This window comes from Enterococcus sp. HY326, from assembly GCF_026157065.1.
GTDB lineage: Bacteria > Bacillota > Bacilli > Lactobacillales > Enterococcaceae > HY326.
This window is the reverse complement of the sequence record NZ_JANLGQ010000005.1, coordinates 98,891-114,248: the sequence shown is the minus strand read 5'-3', so window position 1 is coordinate 114,248 and position 15,358 is coordinate 98,891. Positions and strand designations below refer to the sequence as shown.

The following is a 15,358-nucleotide window of genomic DNA, read 5'->3' as shown; positions in this document are numbered from 1 at the left end:
GGGAAGTGTGCAAAGACAAAAATATCTCAGCAAATTTGCATTTACAAGCAAAGAGCTGTAATGTTTTCTTGAGCTTAATGCCAACCGTAACTGGATTTTCCAATTCAGATTTAATCAAGGTTTGTGACATAAGGCCCTGGGCTTATGCCGCAAACCTTGTCTTTTGTTCGACTGCTAGCGGGTTAAGTTAGCTGAAATTTTTCAACTATGTTAAGCAGACTAGCACTTTAACAAAACACGCAAGAATTGCCTAAGGTTCTCTTATATGAAATTGTCGTTTAAAATTCTTCTAAGAGGATTACCAATTAAGCGACATCCTATACGGCAGGAGCATCAAACTAATTTTCGGCACGAAAATTAGTACCTTAATACGAGTAAGGATGCGAGTTCCGTTTTCGGCAGTTTTCTAGCAAATAGAAATCAACTTTTGTCTTTTACACAAGGCAACAAATGATGTAGTTTAACGGAATCGTATACGGCAGGAGCATCAAACTAATTTTCGGCACGAAAATTAGTACCTTAATACGAGTAAGGATGCGAGTTCCGTTTTGACGGTTTTCTAGCAAATAGAAAGCATCATCTGGTTTTATGCAAGGCAACAAATGATGCAGTTTAACGGAATCCTATACGGCACGAGCATCAAACCAATTTTCTTCACGAAAATTAGTACCTTAATACGAGTAAGGATGCGAGTTCCGTTTTGACGGTTTTCTAGCAAATAGAAAGCATCATCTGGTTTTATACAAGGCAACAAATGATGTAGTATAACGGAATCGTATACGGCAGGAGCATCAAACTAATTTTCGGCACGAAAATTAATACCTTAATACGAGTAAGGATGCGAGTTCCGTTTTTAGCAGTTTTCTAGCAAATAGAAAGCATCATCTGGTTTTATGCAAGACAACAAATGATGTAGTATAACGGAATCGTATACGGCAGGAGCATCAAACTAATTTTCGGCACGAAAATTATTACTTTGAAACGAGTAAGGATGCGAGTTCCGTTTTTAGCAGTTTTCTAGCAAATAGGAAGCATCATCTGGTTTTATGCAAGGCAACAAATGATGTAGTCTAACGGAATCGTATACGGCACGAGCATCAAACTAATTTTCTTCAAGAAAATTAATACCTTAATACGAGTAAGGAGCGAGTTACATGAAATTTACAGTTCAGGAAATTGCCCAGGCGGTTAATGGCGTTGCGGTGAATGAGGAAACAGCTATCGTAACCAGTCTTGAATTTGACAGTCGCAAAATTAAACCAGGGGGATTGTTTGTCCCGTTGGCTGGTCAACGGGACGGTCATGAATTTGTCGAGATGGCCAAAGCAAATGGTGCAACTGCAACTTTTTGGAGTCGTGATCTCACGGAGGCCCCTAGCGGATTAGCGATTATCCAAGTTGCGGACGTCCTGCAGGCACTGCAAATTTTGGCGACTTATTATTTAGCGGTGATTAATCCTGACGTGATTGCCATTACCGGCAGCAACGGCAAAACCACCACCAAGGATATGACCGAAGCTGTTCTGGCTAAAAAATATCAAACCTATAAAACCCAAGGGAATTATAATAATAATATTGGGCTGCCTTACACGGTTTTACAAATGCCGGAAGCAACGGAAAAAATTATTTTGGAAATGGGCATGGATCACGCAGGTGAAATTGCTCTGCTTTCTGAAATTGCTGAGCCGGATGTGGCGGCAATTACCATGATTGGGGAAGCCCACATTGAAAACCTTGGCTCTCGGGAGGGTATTGCCCAAGCGAAAATGGAAATCGCTGAGAATTTAAACGAAGATGGCTTGCTGTTGATTCCATATAATGAACCGCTGTTGACGCCTTTGACTCGTAAAATTATGCAGACGGTCACCACTTTTGGAATTGAAGAAGGGGTGATTGCCGGTAAAATTTTAGCGGAGCAGGCCCATAAAACAATTTTCAGTATCAATGACGAAATTTTTGAAATACCTGTACTAGGAGCATACAATGTCACCAATGCACTGATTGCTTATGGCATCGGGCAGTGGTTTGGTTTAAGTGATGAAGAAATCCGCCAAGGTTTAGCTGACTTTCAATTGACGCAAAATCGCACGCAATGGCTGAAGGCGGAAAACGGTGCGGATTTATTGAGTGATGTTTACAATGCTAATCCAACGGCGATGGCCTTAGTCTTAGATACTTTTGCTGAATTACCACAAGAAGGTGCCAAAAAAGTTTTGTTGGGAGACATGCTCTCTTTAGGAAAAGATTCACCGGCGATGCACGCGGCAATGGCGGAGCATATTAACCCGGAAAAAATTCAAGAAGTCTTTTTATTTGGTCCTGAAATGCAAGTCTTGGCAGAAAAATTGAATGCCGTCTATCCTAATTTGGCGCTGACATATATTGCAGAAGATATGACGCAATTAATTCAAACGCTGCAGGAGAATTTGCAGCCAAGAGATACGTTGTTATTGAAGGCCAGCAACGGTATGCACTTGAATCAAGTCGTCGATGCCTTGAAAGTTTCTGAAAATAAAAAGGAAATAGATTGAAAAACAAGCTTTCCTGTGTTATAATGTGGCATTGCAGAAAAAGAAATGATAGCAAAAGTTTAAATCTTTTTGATAAATGATAAATGATAGGTTGAGATAAGCAGTCCATGCTCAAGCTTCAAACAGCTCGAAGTAGTCGATTTGCTAGTTGAGACAGAGGACAGATGAAGCTGTTCTTGCCATAAACTACTTTTAAGCTCATCCTTTGTTCGGAAGAGAGACCTGATGCAATAGCCAGTGGCTTTTGTTACAGGTCCTTTCCTTTGTTTATATCTTTTTCTGGAAAAAATTCATCATGAAAAGAGGCGCCTGACTTAGCAGCAGCTGAGGGGTGGAGACGAACTTTCGTTGGCCTCAATTTCCATGAACAAAGAAAAACTAGGAGGCTTTATATTTGAAATTCAAAGAACTAAATTTATCCCCAGAACTATTAACCGCAGTAGAACGCTCAGGCTTTGAAGAAGCAACCCCCATCCAAGAAGCAACAATTCCCTTAGCATTAGAAGGTAAAGACGTTATTGGTCAAGCTCAAACAGGTACTGGTAAAACAGCCGCTTTTGGTTTGCCAATGTTAGAAAAAATCGATGCCAAAAATCAAATCTTACAAGGTTTAGTAATTGCGCCAACCCGTGAGTTAGCGATTCAAACCCAAGAAGAATTATTCCGCTTAGGCCGGGATAAAAAAATTCGTGTTCAAGCAGTTTATGGTGGAGCGGATATCGGTCGCCAAATCCGCGGCTTGAAGGATCGTCCACATATCGTTGTGGGAACTCCTGGTCGGATGTTGGACCATATCAACCGCCACACTTTAAAATTAGATACTGTCCAAACCTTAGTGTTGGATGAAGCAGATGAAATGCTGAACATGGGCTTTCTAGAAGATATTGAAAAAATTATCTCAAAAGTACCGACTGAACGCCAAACATTGTTGTTCTCAGCAACAATGCCACCAGCAATTAAAAACATCGGCGTTAAATTTATGAAAAATCCTGAGCACGTTCAAATCAAAGCCAAAGAAATGACGGCTGATTTGATTGATCAATACTATGTGCGGGCTAAAGATTATGAAAAATTTGATATTATGACTCGTTTGTTAGATTTCCAATCACCTGAGTTAACAATTGTCTTTGGTCGGACAAAACGTCGGGTGGATGAGTTGGCTCGTGGTTTAGAAGCACGAGGCTTTAAAGCTGAAGGAATTCATGGCGACTTGTCACAACAAAAACGGATGAGCGTGTTGCGTTCATTTAAGAGTGGTAATTTAGATATCTTAGTTGCAACGGATGTGGCAGCACGGGGCTTAGATATTTCTGGCGTCACCCACGTTTACAATTATGATATTCCTCAAGACCCTGAAAGCTATGTTCACCGGATTGGTCGGACAGGTCGGGCCGGTAAAGATGGTATCTCCGTAACGTTTGTAACACCAAACGAAATGGGTTACTTGCATGTGATTGAAGAACTAACGAAAAAACGGATGTCACCAATGCGTCCGCCAACCGAAAAAGAAGCCTTCAAAGGTCAATTAGGCAATGCCTTAGAAACGATTGAAACCAAGCTTGACGAAAACGGATTGGATCGTTACTTACCAGCAGCAGATAGTTTATTAGAAAAATATTCTGCACAAGACTTGGCAGCCTTGCTGATTAAAACCTTAGCGAAGGATCCAAGTGATGCTGTACCAGTTAAAATTACTCCAGAACGTCCATTGCCTTCACAAAAACGTGGTGGCGGCGGAGGCGGTAAACGCTCCGGCAATTATGGTGGCAAGAACAATCGCAATCGTCGCAGCGGCGGAGGCGGTGATCGTCGAGAAAATAATTATCGTGGCGGCGGCAAGAGCAAAGATGGCTATAAAGGCAACAAGGATAATTACAAAGGCGGACAACGCCGCAGTAATGCTCCCCGTGGCGAAAAGAAAAATTCCGGCTTCACGATTCGTAAAAACAACGATTAATTAACGAGATAAAAAGCGCCAGCAAGCGTAGATTTCATTTCTGAAGTCAAGAGCTTGCTGGCACTTTTTTTATTTTCTCAGCGTTAAAAATCGTTCGAAATAAAAGGCAGTCATTTCAGGGCTGTCAATAAAAACATTATGGCCGGTGTCATTGAGAATAGCGACCTCCAATTGATTAGTTGGAGTAATCAAATTCAGCTGTTGTTGAAAACCGACGACATCATCATTTTTTCCTAAGAGGATTGTGCCACGGTAATCATCTGATTTTTTTTGGATGTCAGCTTCAATGCTTAGGGTGTACTTATTTTCCGGTGAAAATTGGATCTGATGCCAAGCCGCACTTTTAAAGCGGCTGACTCCCGGTAAAATTGCCTGCTGATAGATAAGCCAGTGCTGCTGGCTGATGTTAACATTCATTGCCGCAAAGTTTTCCCAAGCAGGATGGGGATCAACATAATTGTCTAATAAATTAGTTTTAATCTGTGCTATCTGTCTGTTGCGATTATTGGCGACAACAACTGGTGCCGTCAAGAAAAGCTGATCAACCTGTTGTGACATTGCTTGGGCAATTGCCAAGCAGAGATAGCCGCCATAAGAATGGCCGCAGAGCTGGAATTTTTCCTGCGGACTGTCTTGTTTAATGAAGGCCAATAGTAAAGCCAGAACATCATCAGAGGATTCAAGGTCGGCTGGCATTTCAGATTGGCCCATGCCTGGCAAATCAAGATAGACCCGCCGAAAGGTCCGCCCTTTGAAAAAAGGCTCATAAATCACCTTCATGCTAGTTAAGTCGATACCTAAGCCGTGAAGAAAATAAATAGTCGGTCCACTGCCGATGATTTCATAATGCAGAAAATTTTCAAATTTTGCCATCGGTTTGCTCTCCTGCAAAGTCTTGTAATAGCGTAAACAATTCTGCTAAAGCTGCCGCCGGAATCAAATCCAAAGATTCGCCGATTGAAATTTCACAGGCGCATTCATTTTCGCTGATCACCGTCAAATTTCCAGTGATGCCAATGCCAGTTTCATTTTGCAATTTTGTTAGAAAGGCTGCTGTTTCATCAGAATTTTTTGCAAAATGCAGATGGAACATATTGGTCACTGGGACTTGTGGTAGCGTGGAAACTTTAGCGGCGCCATTAAATTTCTCTGCTAAAAGCTTAGCCTGCTGATAGTAATGGGGCATGCGCTGAATATGTTTCTCATAAAAATAATCGGCTGAAAGAATATACGGATAAAGACTGATTAAATCTCCGCCGTAGCGGCACTTCCAGATTTTGCTGGCCTCCGTCAGTTCTGTGGGCCCCGCCAAAATGGCGCCGGCAATCCCGTTTAATCCTTTGTAAAAAGAGACATAGACACTGTCAAATAGATCACAGATTTCAGCAGCGGTTTTTTGATAATAGGGTAGACATTCCCACAAACGAGCACCATCCAAGTGAACATAGATGCCATTTTCATGGCAGTAATCAGTGATTTCCTTTAGCTGGGAAAAACTCGGCAATTGACCGCCAATTTCTCTTTGGGGCAATTCAATCAAGAGACAAGCAAATTTTTCATCGAGTTTTTTTAAATCGGCTAAGGTAAAGAGTCGATTTTTTTCCCCTAGCAGAATTGTTTCAATGCCCATCAGCTTTTTAATGCCATCCTGCTCATGAATTTCTAAGTGAGCGAGTGGATGATAAGCAACTTTTTTATTTTGCTTTTGATCACACCAATAGCGCAGGCCGATTTGCTGGGCCATCGTGCCGCTAGGAAAGAATACTGCGGCAGGCTTGCCTAAGACTTGAGCCATTTTTGTTTGGAAATCTTCGATAACGGCTCCCGTGCCATAAATATCACTGGGAGTATCATCAGGAATTTCGGCTAAAGTCTCCTTCAATAAGCCAACCTTTCGCTCACCGCTGCCGCGAATTTTATAGGCGGTTTGTTGATAGCTTTCAGATAAAGTAGATGTCATTTAATTCTTCCTTTCTTGTTATAAAAACTTTCGTTATCTATCGTAAAGTGGCTGACAAAAATATAGATGCTTAATTAAATTTTGGTAAGCATAGAAAATTTCGCTTAAAAATATTATAGCAACTATTTTTAAATTATAAAGGTGACCGCAAACTAATGTAGTGCCTTAAAAGAACTTCTCAATGGAAAAAATGAAAAGTTCGTTTATGCGTGATTCGTTTTCAGCAAAAGAGAGTGTATTAGCACCTTAAACTTTTCGCTAATATTATTGAAATAGTTTAAAATTTGCTGATTCTCAGCTAAAATTCTGTGGAATTTGCTATAATTAGGTTGGGATTAGCTAAAGGGGGAGTGAGGATGAAAAAAGAAAAAAAACGTGAGCCGCAAGAAGAGCTACCAGATAAACATTTTCTGCCATTGAATAAGGCGCAAGTTGGCTGGTTGGTCGCCTTGGTCTTGTTAACCTTTGTCTGGTTAATTTATCCGGGATATGGATGGAACCATAATGTTTTCACGGCTTTAGCCGGCGATAGTGGCTACTATTCAGACGACTATGATTATGATGAAGACTATGATTATGACTATGAAGCTTTTGCTTTGGAAAATATCGATTCAGTTGGAAATTGGACACGGGAAATTTATGATGGCGTTGAAATTGCAACTACCAGATATGATGAGGATTATGAAGTAGAAAGTTATTACGGTGGTGATGACTTTGAAACATTAGAAGAGCAAGTCGGTCGCCCTCGTTCCACCTATCGGGACGATTGGACAGGCTTTGACACCATCACGGCCACTTGGGAATATAGTTCCGGCAATGAATATATCTCGATTGATATCACCTATCTTGAGGAAGATGGCATGATTATCAGCAAAGATATTTTTGGTTACGATGATTAAGCGGCAGAGAAAATTAGAAAATATAAAAACAATCGTTGAGATTCCTGCAGATGATGCAAACTCTGAAAGCTAGTTCAAAGACTAGCTTCACAGTTTCTGCTGCAAGGGAATTTCAACGATTGTTTTAGTTTCAATCCATTTCGACTTTGGTGATGGTCACCCAGATAAAAAAGAGCAACGTCAAAATAAAGCTGAGCCACAGTGTCAGTGAAGCCTGCAGTAAATTAATTAAACTGCCGACACCGACGCCGAGAATAAAAATTAAAATGGCAAAACCGATTTCGGAAAATTCTTTACGGGCAGTTTGATCTTTATCAATCAGCCATTTATAAAGATTGTTCATTAGATTTTTTGTATTGCCGGTCATGATGCCATCATTAACAGTGGCGATGCCGACCTTTCTGAAAATAGTCAGCTCAAAACCAGCTAGACCACCCAATAAAAAGACCATCAGCGCATCAAAAATTTGTTGTTGGAATAAAGCAAATATTAAGAGTATCAGACTTTGTAATAAAAGCATGATCTGATATTTTTTGCGGGTGGTGCCGCTGACTTTTTCCACCAGCCACTCCCCGCCAAAAGCTCCTAAGGCAAAACCAGCAAAGACGGCAATATGACCAAAGGCCTGACTGAATTGGCCGGTAAATAGTTTACTGCTGAAGGCGACCATATTTCCGGTTTGGGCGCTGACAAAGACGCCGCCCTTTTCCATAAAGGTATAAGCATCAATGAAGCCCATCAAAAAAGTTGCAAATAAGGTTAAGACGGTCAAGGAGCTGAGGGAATTAATTTTTTGTTTGGCCTGTTCCATAGGCTTCCTCTTTTCTAGCAAAAACAGAGGTCAAAATTTAGGCAGATTCCTAAAGTTTGCACCTCTGCAGCTGTTTATTTAATTAAAAAACATCCTTGGCGTTCAAGCCATCACTTTCTTCTTGGTCGAAGGGGTTGCTGCTAATGTGCTTGGCAGCGGCCTGATTGATTTTATCTTGGTCAAACCAAATAACTGGTGAAGCCGCTTCTTCTTGAGGCAGGCTTTCAACAAATTCTTTGGTTAAGTTCAAATGGTCAGCGACAATTTGTGACGGTGTGGTTGCCATCCATTTGTTTAAAGAAATATCTGAGTAATCAGGATTTTTGAAGACTTCAACAAAAATTAATTTTTCTGTCCCGGTATTTTGGACATAGTGACCGGCAACTGTTGGCACATAACCGACATCCCCTGCTCGGTAGTCGAAGGTTCTAGCTAAACCATTTGAATTAAAAACAGTCATGCGAGCTTGACCTTGAATGTAATACTGCCATTCAGCACCTTTTGGATGCCAATGCAATTCCCGCATACCGCCGGGCTCAACTTCAACAATGGCTGCTGAAATCGTCTTAGCAGCTGGGAAAACTTTTTGATCAATAATCCAAACACGGCCAGCTTCAGACTCAATTGGTTTTAAAGAATCCATGTGGAAGGTCAATGGTAGTGGAGTTTCGCCATTACTATTAGGGCGTTTGACCACATCGATGGCTTCTGGCACAGCCGCTTTAAAAATGTATTTTTCTTTAGTCGGTAAACTTTGCAGCTCAGAAACTTTCTTTTTAAAGTTAGCAGCTACGATTTCTGGTGGTGTATGAGCCAGCCAATCAGTAATCAACATTGTATTATTTTCAGAGAAATCAGGTTCACTGAAGATAAGTAAAAATTCACAGCCTTGATCTAAACCTTGGATGGAGTGGGCGACACCTGCTTCAAAATTCCAAATGTCTCCGGCTTTGACATCATCGATAAAAGATTTGCCATTTTCATCAATCGCTGTAACGCGGGCATTACCGTAAAGCATCAAGCCCCACTCAGCTTCTTTGTGCCAATGCATTTCCCGATACACACCAGGTCCTAAGTTCATGTCGACACCTGCGACTTGGTCAGAAGCCGGAATTTCCCGATTAGTGACTTCCCGAGCCCAGCCGCCTTCTTCTAAACGATTGCGGACGTCATCATAGCTGAAACGCATATTTGGTAAAGTACCGTGGTCAGTTGCCGGCGGAACTAAAAAATCGGGACCTTCAATATCTCTTAACGGATCATGAGGACCTCTGTTGTAATAGCCTTTGCCGTCAGATTTGCGAATGGGTTGTGGTTCTTTTTCTTCATGATTCATATTAAAAATCTCCTTTTCCATAGGTTAGATTTGGTACCGAATTAATGAACATCAAAAAATTTTGAAAAATCACTAGCGAGGGAAGGATAAGCGAAAACCATTTCCCGCAATTGCGTGAGTGTAATCTTCATCTTTAATAGAAGCGTAAAATAATTAATTAATAAATCAGCTTCATTGCTGAGACTGGTGATGCCGACAATTTGCTGGTCGGCTTTGCGAATTACTAATTTTGTGCGGGCAATTGGTTCATTGCCCCGATGATAATTCAGCCAATGGGCCATGTCGATTTCAACAATTTCATAGAGCTCCGGCTGCTTAACAGCATCGTTAACAAAAATTCCTGTCTGGGCAATTTTAGGATTGCTAAAGACTGACATCGAAGGAATCGGATAGTCGATGGGCTTTAAAGTTGCTGCGGTTAAAAAATCCGCCAGATAATTGGCTTGAAATTCAGCGTAGTTGGTTAATTTTGGTGCTGGCGCATCATTGCAATCGCCAATGGCATAAATATCAGCATTGCTAGTTTGCAGGTAGGAATTAACCGCCACACCTTTACTTGAAAAGGTGATACCCGCTTCTTCCAAGCCCAAATTTTCAACATTGGGAATGCGGCCAGCCACAGAATAAACGACATTTGTTTCAAAAACGAGGCCTTCCTCCGTTGTAACTTGATACAAATCAGCTTTCAGTTGAACAATTTTTGCAACTGTATTATCAAAATGATAGTCAACGCCCCGTTCCTTTAATAAAGCAACTAAATCGCCGACTAATTCAGGATCAAAAGCTCCTAAAGCCCGCTGATTATGCTGCAAAACATGGACATGATCGCCGATGGCACTGGCAATATTGGTAATGGCAAAGGCGATGATTCCAGCGCCGATAATGGTGATGGATGGGGGTAAACTTTCGGCATTGAGAAAATGCGAACTGTAATGGACATGCTCGTTCCCTTCAAAATCTAACACCCGTGGTCTAGCTCCTGTTGCCAAAATAATTTTTTTGCCTTGGTAATCGACGTCATCGACAGTAACGGTGTGGGAATTTTTAAATTTTGCGGAACCGAAAATAGTGGTGATGCCAGCCTCCTCTAAGCTGGTTTGTAAAACAGTTGAGGTTGCCGCAATTTGCTTGTTTTTAAAAGTCATCAAGTCTGACCAAATTATTTCTGGCACTTGATCGAAACCTTTACCGAGGTGACTTTGGATAGCTTGCTTAGCTTCAACTGCCGCCAATAAATATTTTTTTGGTGTGCTGCCATGATTGGCAGTAGTGCCGCCCCATTGATAAGATTCGATAATGGCAACTGTTAAATTTGCTTGTCGCAATCTTTTGGTAGCGGTTAATCCGGCGATGCCCCCGCCGACAATGAGAACGTCAAAATTGGTTTCCATAACACACCTCCAATTGAAATTTTTAGTTGCTTGAATAATTTCAGTATAACCCTTCCGCCAGATTTCCCTAAATAAAACGACTTTGAAAAAAGCCAAAAATCAATAAAAAAACTGTCAATTTAAGTCAGTCAGGCTCACTTAAATTGACAGGATTATTCTTTTTAAATTTAAAAATCTGAAAAACTAACCTTCATTGCTTCCGCATCAAAATGGGCATAGGCGCCAATCGGAGTGGTCATCATCGGGCGGGTATGGCAGCTATCATATTCGTAGATGACCGGTAGAGGATTGCCATTCAAAACCTCCAATAAAATATCAATCGGTTGTCTGCCACTACCTAAGTCGTCATAGTTAGCATGCTTGCCTAAGATAATGCCTTTGACCATTTCAAAAACACCAGCCGCCTTCAGCATGGCAAAATTTTTCTCGACTGTAGCAGCGTCCTTTTCCGCATCTTCAATAAAAAGTAAGCTATTAGGGGTAATTTTAGGGAAAAATTTGGAAGCGAGAAAGCCGTACATGGTATTTAAATTGCCACCGACAATTCGCCCCTCTAGCTTGGGAGCTTCAGTAAAGCCCCACTGATTTTTCTGCATGGTTAACGGTGCTTGATAAGTTTCCCAATTTTTTTGATCCTCGGTCCACAGCTCTGGAGCAGTCAGCGTGATGGCGGCATTTTTTCCCGTACAAATTATTTTTTCTAAATAATCCCATGTCTCCTCTGCCAACGGTGGAAATTCACCGAAGGAAGCGACTAAAGCCGGACCATATAACACTCGGCAGGTTGGTGCCAAGCTGCGAACAGCTAACAAAAAAGCTGTTGCATCGGAATAGCCGACGATAATTTTCGGATGATTTTTTAAGTATTTAAAATCAAGATAAGGCAGCAGAGAATTTGAATTCGTTCCGCCAATCGTTGAAATAATCATATCTAAGTCATCATTGTGAATCAGCTCGTTTAATTCTGCGGCCCGCTCTTTAATGCTGCCGGAGCGATAAAAATCCTGCTGGCCGGTCAAACGGCCCGCCACCAAAGTATGGCCTTTAGAAGCAAAAAATGCTTGCGCTCGTTCAAAGCGCTGAGGCGCAAGAGCAGTGATGGGTGTCGCTGGCGAGTAAAAACCGATATTCAAGTGGAGGTCCCCGTTTCTTTTTCATTTGCAAAGTCCTGTTTCAGTATAGCAAAAAGACAGCTGTCAGCCATGATTTTTTTTGATTTACTAGACTAAAGTCAAAATGCCGACAACGAGGGAAACCAAAACTTCAAAAAGAGTCACACCAAAGAGGACTTCTGAACCGCCGATAACTTTGTCAGTGGTTTGGTATTGAGTTTGCTTTTCCAACTGACGTTCTTTTAACCAAGGAAGGCAGCGGTAAGCGTAATAAATACCAAAGAGCAGTTGGGCAATTAGCAAAATAACTCTAATCCGCAAGTCTAAATGCGTCGCAAAATTTGCCAGAAAAAGAGTGAGCCCGGTAACGATAAAGCTGCCGGTGACAAACCAGTTTTCAAAACTTTTGGTGTCACGGCTTAATTTTTTTTGCATCTTCAAATCTCCTTTGATTAAGTCATCTAAAGAAAGCTGATACAAATCACTCAAGGCCACTAGACTATAAATATCTGGCAGGCTTTTACCAGTCTCCCAGTTAGAAATGGTCTGTCGGGAGACCTGCAGTTTTTCTGCAATTGCTTCTTGGGTATAACCTAATTGTTTTCTTTGAGCCTGCAATTTCTGATTGATGTCCATGTAGCGCTCCTTTGTGTTTGTCAGTTTCCTGACTTTAATTGTAGAAGAAGGTCGAGGAACTTTCTGCCAAAAAAGCTTGACAGAATCAGCTTGTCAAAGGATTTTGACAAAATTTTTGGTTAAGTTTTGTCTCGTTTTTGACACTATCAAAGCTTTCCGATAAAACTCAATTCTCTTTTAGTAATCCTTCAAATAATTCATCAGGCTGTGTCGCAGGCCTTCAGCTAATTGCTGGGAGGCTATCAGATGAAAATAAATGGCCGCTAGAAAATTTTCAAAAGCTGCTAGTCGTTGGAAATCCACCAATTCAACTAAAGGAAATTCTAGCTGGTCAATCCAAGCGGCTGTCGCTTCGGCACTCAGCACACCATTTTGAATAGCTTGATAGATGACTGTTGCTAAGCGTCGTTCTTCTCCGGCGATAAAGGCTTCAGGGAGCCTGAGGAAAACTCGGGCGATGGTTGAGAAGACTTCTGGCTTCAATTCCTCTGGGAAATCTTGATGCAAGAGAGCATAAAGTAAAAAATCTGCACCGTGGGCAAATCCATGGACCCACCCGTAGGACTCTGAATGACCGGTAAAATCTTGTTCTTCATTTAAATAGGCTAGCGCCCGTTGGAAAAAATAATCTCGTTCTTGATTTGTCAAAAGCTGATGATAGCGGGAATCTTTTCGATTGTCAGAGTCTAATAGCATGCCATTCAACAAGGCTGCAAAAGTGCGGGTGACCGTCGCTGGCAGCCCTTCGTTTATGTGATAAAAAATTAAATCTTGTTCAATAGTTTGCTGAGTTAAAAAATGAAACTGCTCTTTTGTAAAAGCATTTTCTCCCAGCCCGCGAGCTAATAGCAAGTAGACAATTCCATCACGGGTTTGACCATCAGGATGGCCGATATTTTCCATGAGCCAAGTAGTTTCTTGATTGGAAAAGGCGAGTGTCGTCTGTTGCAGTTTTTCTTTTAAAATTGCTTCCATTTATTTATCAACTCTTTTCTTTTATTGAATAACATTTTGCAAAATTCTCAAAAAATAATTTATTTTTGAGGAAAATATCAGGTATACTGCTATTATAGCCAATTTTTATTTGGCGGGGTAAATTTTTTCGGCAGAAAATTTTTGATCGAGCTAACAAAAATGTTATCTAAAGAAATGCTTAATCAAGCGCTTGGCGATAGGCTTTTTACCAAGTTTTTGATAAAATGAATGCATTCTGATAGGAAAAGAGATTGAGGTTATGATTAAAGGGATTGGTATAGATGCGGTGGAGTTGCGCCGCATGGAGGAAATTATTGCCAATAAACCACGGTTTGCTACTAAAGTGTTAACCGAAAAAGAGCTGGAGCAATATAACAAGCTGAGTTCGCATCGCCAAGTTGAATATTTAGCGGGGCGCTTTGCTTGTAAAGAGGCTTTTGCAAAAGCGTGGGGAACAGGCATTGGCAAAGTGGCCATCCAAGAAATCGAAGTGCTCTCCAATGAATTAGGTGCGCCTGTAGTCACACAATCTCCTCATCAGGGTAAAACTTTTGTGACGATTACCCATACAGACACTGTGGCGATTGCCCAGATTTTGTTAGAGGAAGAAGGAAATTGATGTGATTACGTCTTATCATCGCCCCACCAAGGCAGTGATTGATACAGCAGCGATTACTACAAATGTCGCTAGTGCGGTCAAAAAATTAACCGGCACCAGCGAATTGTTCGCAGTTGTCAAGGCCGACGGTTATGGTCACGGCGCCCACGCTGTTGCCCATGCGGCGATTGCCGGCGGTGCAACGGGTTTTTGTGTGGCAACGATTGATGAAGGAATTGATTTGCGGCAGGCGGGTTTTACCCAGCCGATTTTAATTTTAGGCGTTACCGATGCCCGCTATACAAAAATAATTTTAGAATATGATTTATCTATCACTATCGCAACCCTCGCTGATTTGGCAAAATTTGAACGAGAGCTGGCGACGATAGTCACCTCGGGAAAACTAAAAATCCATTTAAAAATTGATACTGGCATGGGCCGAATTGGTTTTTTGAACACGGCTGATTTGCAGATGGCAGTTGAAAAAATATCAACCCGTGTTAATATGGAATGGGAAGGTATTTTTACCCATTTTGCAAAAGCTGATACCGAAGATGATACTTACTGGCTGGAGCAGCGGGATATTTTCAATGCATTTTTGGCAAGCTTAGCTGAGCTGCCACGTTACATACATATCAACAACAGCGCAACAACTTTATGGCATCCAAATCAAATTGGTAATTTGGTCCGCTATGGCGTGGCCATGTACGGTTTAAATCCTTCTGGAGGCGAATTGGCTCTTGAAGAAAAATTACAACCAGCTTTTGAATTAGTTTCTGAATTGGTACAGGTGAAACGAGTGCCAGCGGGAACACATATCAGCTACGGCGCAACTTATACGAGCCAGCAGGCGGAATGGATTGGCACGGTACCAATCGGTTATGCGGATGGCTGGCTAAGAAAAATGCAAGGCTTTGCCCTTTTGGTTGAAGGGTCATATTGTGAAATAGTAGGTCGAATTTGCATGGACCAGTTAATGATACGTTTGCCGCAAGAATTTTCTGTGGGGACAAAGGTGACATTGATTGGCAAAAATGGCGGGGAAACCATTACGATGCAGGAGGTGGCCGATTATTTAGGAACCATTCATTATGAAGTTGCTTGTACAATTTCTGATCGGGTTCCGAGGGAGTACCGAAAATAAGGGGGAAA

13 protein-coding genes are annotated in these 15,358 nt (G+C 41.5%); 5 read left to right on the top strand and 8 right to left on the bottom strand.

Annotated features, from left to right (window positions below; all coding sequences use genetic code 11):
• The first annotated feature begins 1,154 nt into the window (after nt 1–1,154).
• Both ORH16_RS13280 and cshA read left to right on the top strand, forming a co-directional pair.
• Complete coding sequence (locus tag ORH16_RS13280) at nt 1,155–2,531, top strand: UDP-N-acetylmuramoyl-tripeptide--D-alanyl-D-alanine ligase (protein WP_265459335.1); 1,377 nt, start codon at nt 1,155–1,157, stop codon at nt 2,529–2,531.
• A gap of 394 nt (nt 2,532–2,925) precedes the next feature.
• Nucleotides 2,926–4,488: a degradosome RNA helicase CshA gene (cshA, locus tag ORH16_RS13275; RefSeq protein ID WP_265459334.1), complete on the top strand. Its 1,563-nt coding sequence runs from the start codon at nt 2,926–2,928 to the stop codon at nt 4,486–4,488.
• Between the two features lie 69 nt (nt 4,489–4,557).
• On the opposite strand, the gene ORH16_RS13270 is transcribed toward cshA, so the two are convergent.
• Both ORH16_RS13270 and ORH16_RS13265 read right to left on the bottom strand, forming a co-directional pair.
• On the bottom strand, nt 4,558–5,361 hold the full coding sequence (locus ORH16_RS13270; protein ID WP_265459333.1) for an alpha/beta fold hydrolase: 804 nt from the start codon (nt 5,359–5,361) through the stop codon (nt 4,558–4,560).
• Entirely contained in the window at nt 5,348–6,448 is a 1,101-nt protein-coding gene (locus ORH16_RS13265) for a threonine aldolase family protein (RefSeq protein WP_265459332.1), read from the bottom strand. Before ORH16_RS13265 ends, ORH16_RS13270 begins: the two co-directional genes overlap by 14 nt.
• 356 nt (nt 6,449–6,804) lie before the next feature.
• Here ORH16_RS13265 and ORH16_RS13260 point away from each other — a divergent pair, with 356 nt between their 5' ends.
• The gene (locus ORH16_RS13260) at nt 6,805–7,347 is read left to right on the top strand and encodes a hypothetical protein (RefSeq protein ID WP_265459331.1); all 543 of its coding nucleotides are present in this window, start codon (nt 6,805–6,807) and stop codon (nt 7,345–7,347) included.
• Between the two features lie 130 nt (nt 7,348–7,477).
• Here ORH16_RS13260 and ORH16_RS13255 read toward each other — a convergent pair whose 3' ends face one another.
• The 6 genes from ORH16_RS13255 to ORH16_RS13230 all read right to left on the bottom strand — a co-directional run bounded on the left by ORH16_RS13255 (nt 7,478) and on the right by ORH16_RS13230 (nt 13,608).
• On the bottom strand, nt 7,478–8,158 hold the full coding sequence (locus tag ORH16_RS13255; protein WP_265459330.1) for a YoaK family protein: 681 nt from the start codon (nt 8,156–8,158) through the stop codon (nt 7,478–7,480).
• A gap of 82 nt (nt 8,159–8,240) precedes the next feature.
• Nucleotides 8,241–9,494 (bottom strand): cupin domain-containing protein, encoded by a 1,254-nt coding sequence (locus ORH16_RS13250; protein WP_265459329.1) that lies wholly within the window; start codon nt 9,492–9,494, stop codon nt 8,241–8,243.
• 41 nt (nt 9,495–9,535) lie between these two features.
• On the bottom strand, nt 9,536–10,885 hold the full coding sequence (locus ORH16_RS13245; RefSeq protein WP_265459328.1) for a dihydrolipoyl dehydrogenase family protein: 1,350 nt from the start codon (nt 10,883–10,885) through the stop codon (nt 9,536–9,538).
• A gap of 167 nt (nt 10,886–11,052) precedes the next feature.
• The gene (locus tag ORH16_RS13240) at nt 11,053–12,018 is read right to left on the bottom strand and encodes a S66 family peptidase (protein WP_265459327.1); all 966 of its coding nucleotides are present in this window, start codon (nt 12,016–12,018) and stop codon (nt 11,053–11,055) included.
• Nucleotides 12,019–12,105: 87 nt separating this feature from the next.
• A complete protein-coding gene (locus ORH16_RS13235; RefSeq protein WP_265459326.1) occupies nt 12,106–12,633 on the bottom strand; it encodes a helix-turn-helix domain-containing protein in 528 nt (175 codons plus the stop codon).
• Between the two features lie 177 nt (nt 12,634–12,810).
• Nucleotides 12,811–13,608, bottom strand: a complete 798-nt coding sequence (locus ORH16_RS13230) for a DUF2785 domain-containing protein (protein WP_265459325.1) — start codon at nt 13,606–13,608, stop codon at nt 12,811–12,813.
• 259 nt (nt 13,609–13,867) lie between these two features.
• Here ORH16_RS13230 and acpS point away from each other — a divergent pair, with 259 nt between their 5' ends.
• Nucleotides 13,868–14,227 (top strand): holo-ACP synthase, encoded by a 360-nt coding sequence (acpS, locus tag ORH16_RS13225; protein WP_265459324.1) that lies wholly within the window; start codon nt 13,868–13,870, stop codon nt 14,225–14,227.
• Nucleotide 14,228: 1 nt separating this feature from the next.
• A complete protein-coding gene (gene alr, locus ORH16_RS13220) occupies nt 14,229–15,350 on the top strand; it encodes an alanine racemase (protein ID WP_265459323.1) in 1,122 nt (373 codons plus the stop codon).
• Nucleotides 15,351–15,358 lie beyond the last annotated feature (8 nt).

What these genes read in the sequence shown, in the direction of transcription:
- ORH16_RS13270 (WP_265459333.1), bottom strand. Translation starts at nt 5,361, where the DNA reads ATGGCAAAATTTGAAAATTTTCTGCATTATGAAATCATCGGCAGTGGA.
- acpS (WP_265459324.1), top strand. Translation starts at nt 13,868, where the DNA reads ATGATTAAAGGGATTGGTATAGATGCGGTGGAGTTGCGCCGCATGGAG.
- ORH16_RS13230 (WP_265459325.1), bottom strand. Translation starts at nt 13,608, where the DNA reads ATGGAAGCAATTTTAAAAGAAAAACTGCAACAGACGACACTCGCCTTT.
- ORH16_RS13260 (WP_265459331.1), top strand. Translation starts at nt 6,805, where the DNA reads ATGAAAAAAGAAAAAAAACGTGAGCCGCAAGAAGAGCTACCAGATAAA.
- ORH16_RS13280 (WP_265459335.1), top strand. Translation starts at nt 1,155, where the DNA reads ATGAAATTTACAGTTCAGGAAATTGCCCAGGCGGTTAATGGCGTTGCG.
- ORH16_RS13250 (WP_265459329.1), bottom strand. Translation starts at nt 9,494, where the DNA reads ATGAATCATGAAGAAAAAGAACCACAACCCATTCGCAAATCTGACGGC.
- ORH16_RS13245 (WP_265459328.1), bottom strand. Translation starts at nt 10,885, where the DNA reads ATGGAAACCAATTTTGACGTTCTCATTGTCGGCGGGGGCATCGCCGGA.
- ORH16_RS13235 (WP_265459326.1), bottom strand. Translation starts at nt 12,633, where the DNA reads ATGGACATCAATCAGAAATTGCAGGCTCAAAGAAAACAATTAGGTTAT.
- ORH16_RS13255 (WP_265459330.1), bottom strand. Translation starts at nt 8,158, where the DNA reads ATGGAACAGGCCAAACAAAAAATTAATTCCCTCAGCTCCTTGACCGTC.
- ORH16_RS13265 (WP_265459332.1), bottom strand. Translation starts at nt 6,448, where the DNA reads ATGACATCTACTTTATCTGAAAGCTATCAACAAACCGCCTATAAAATT.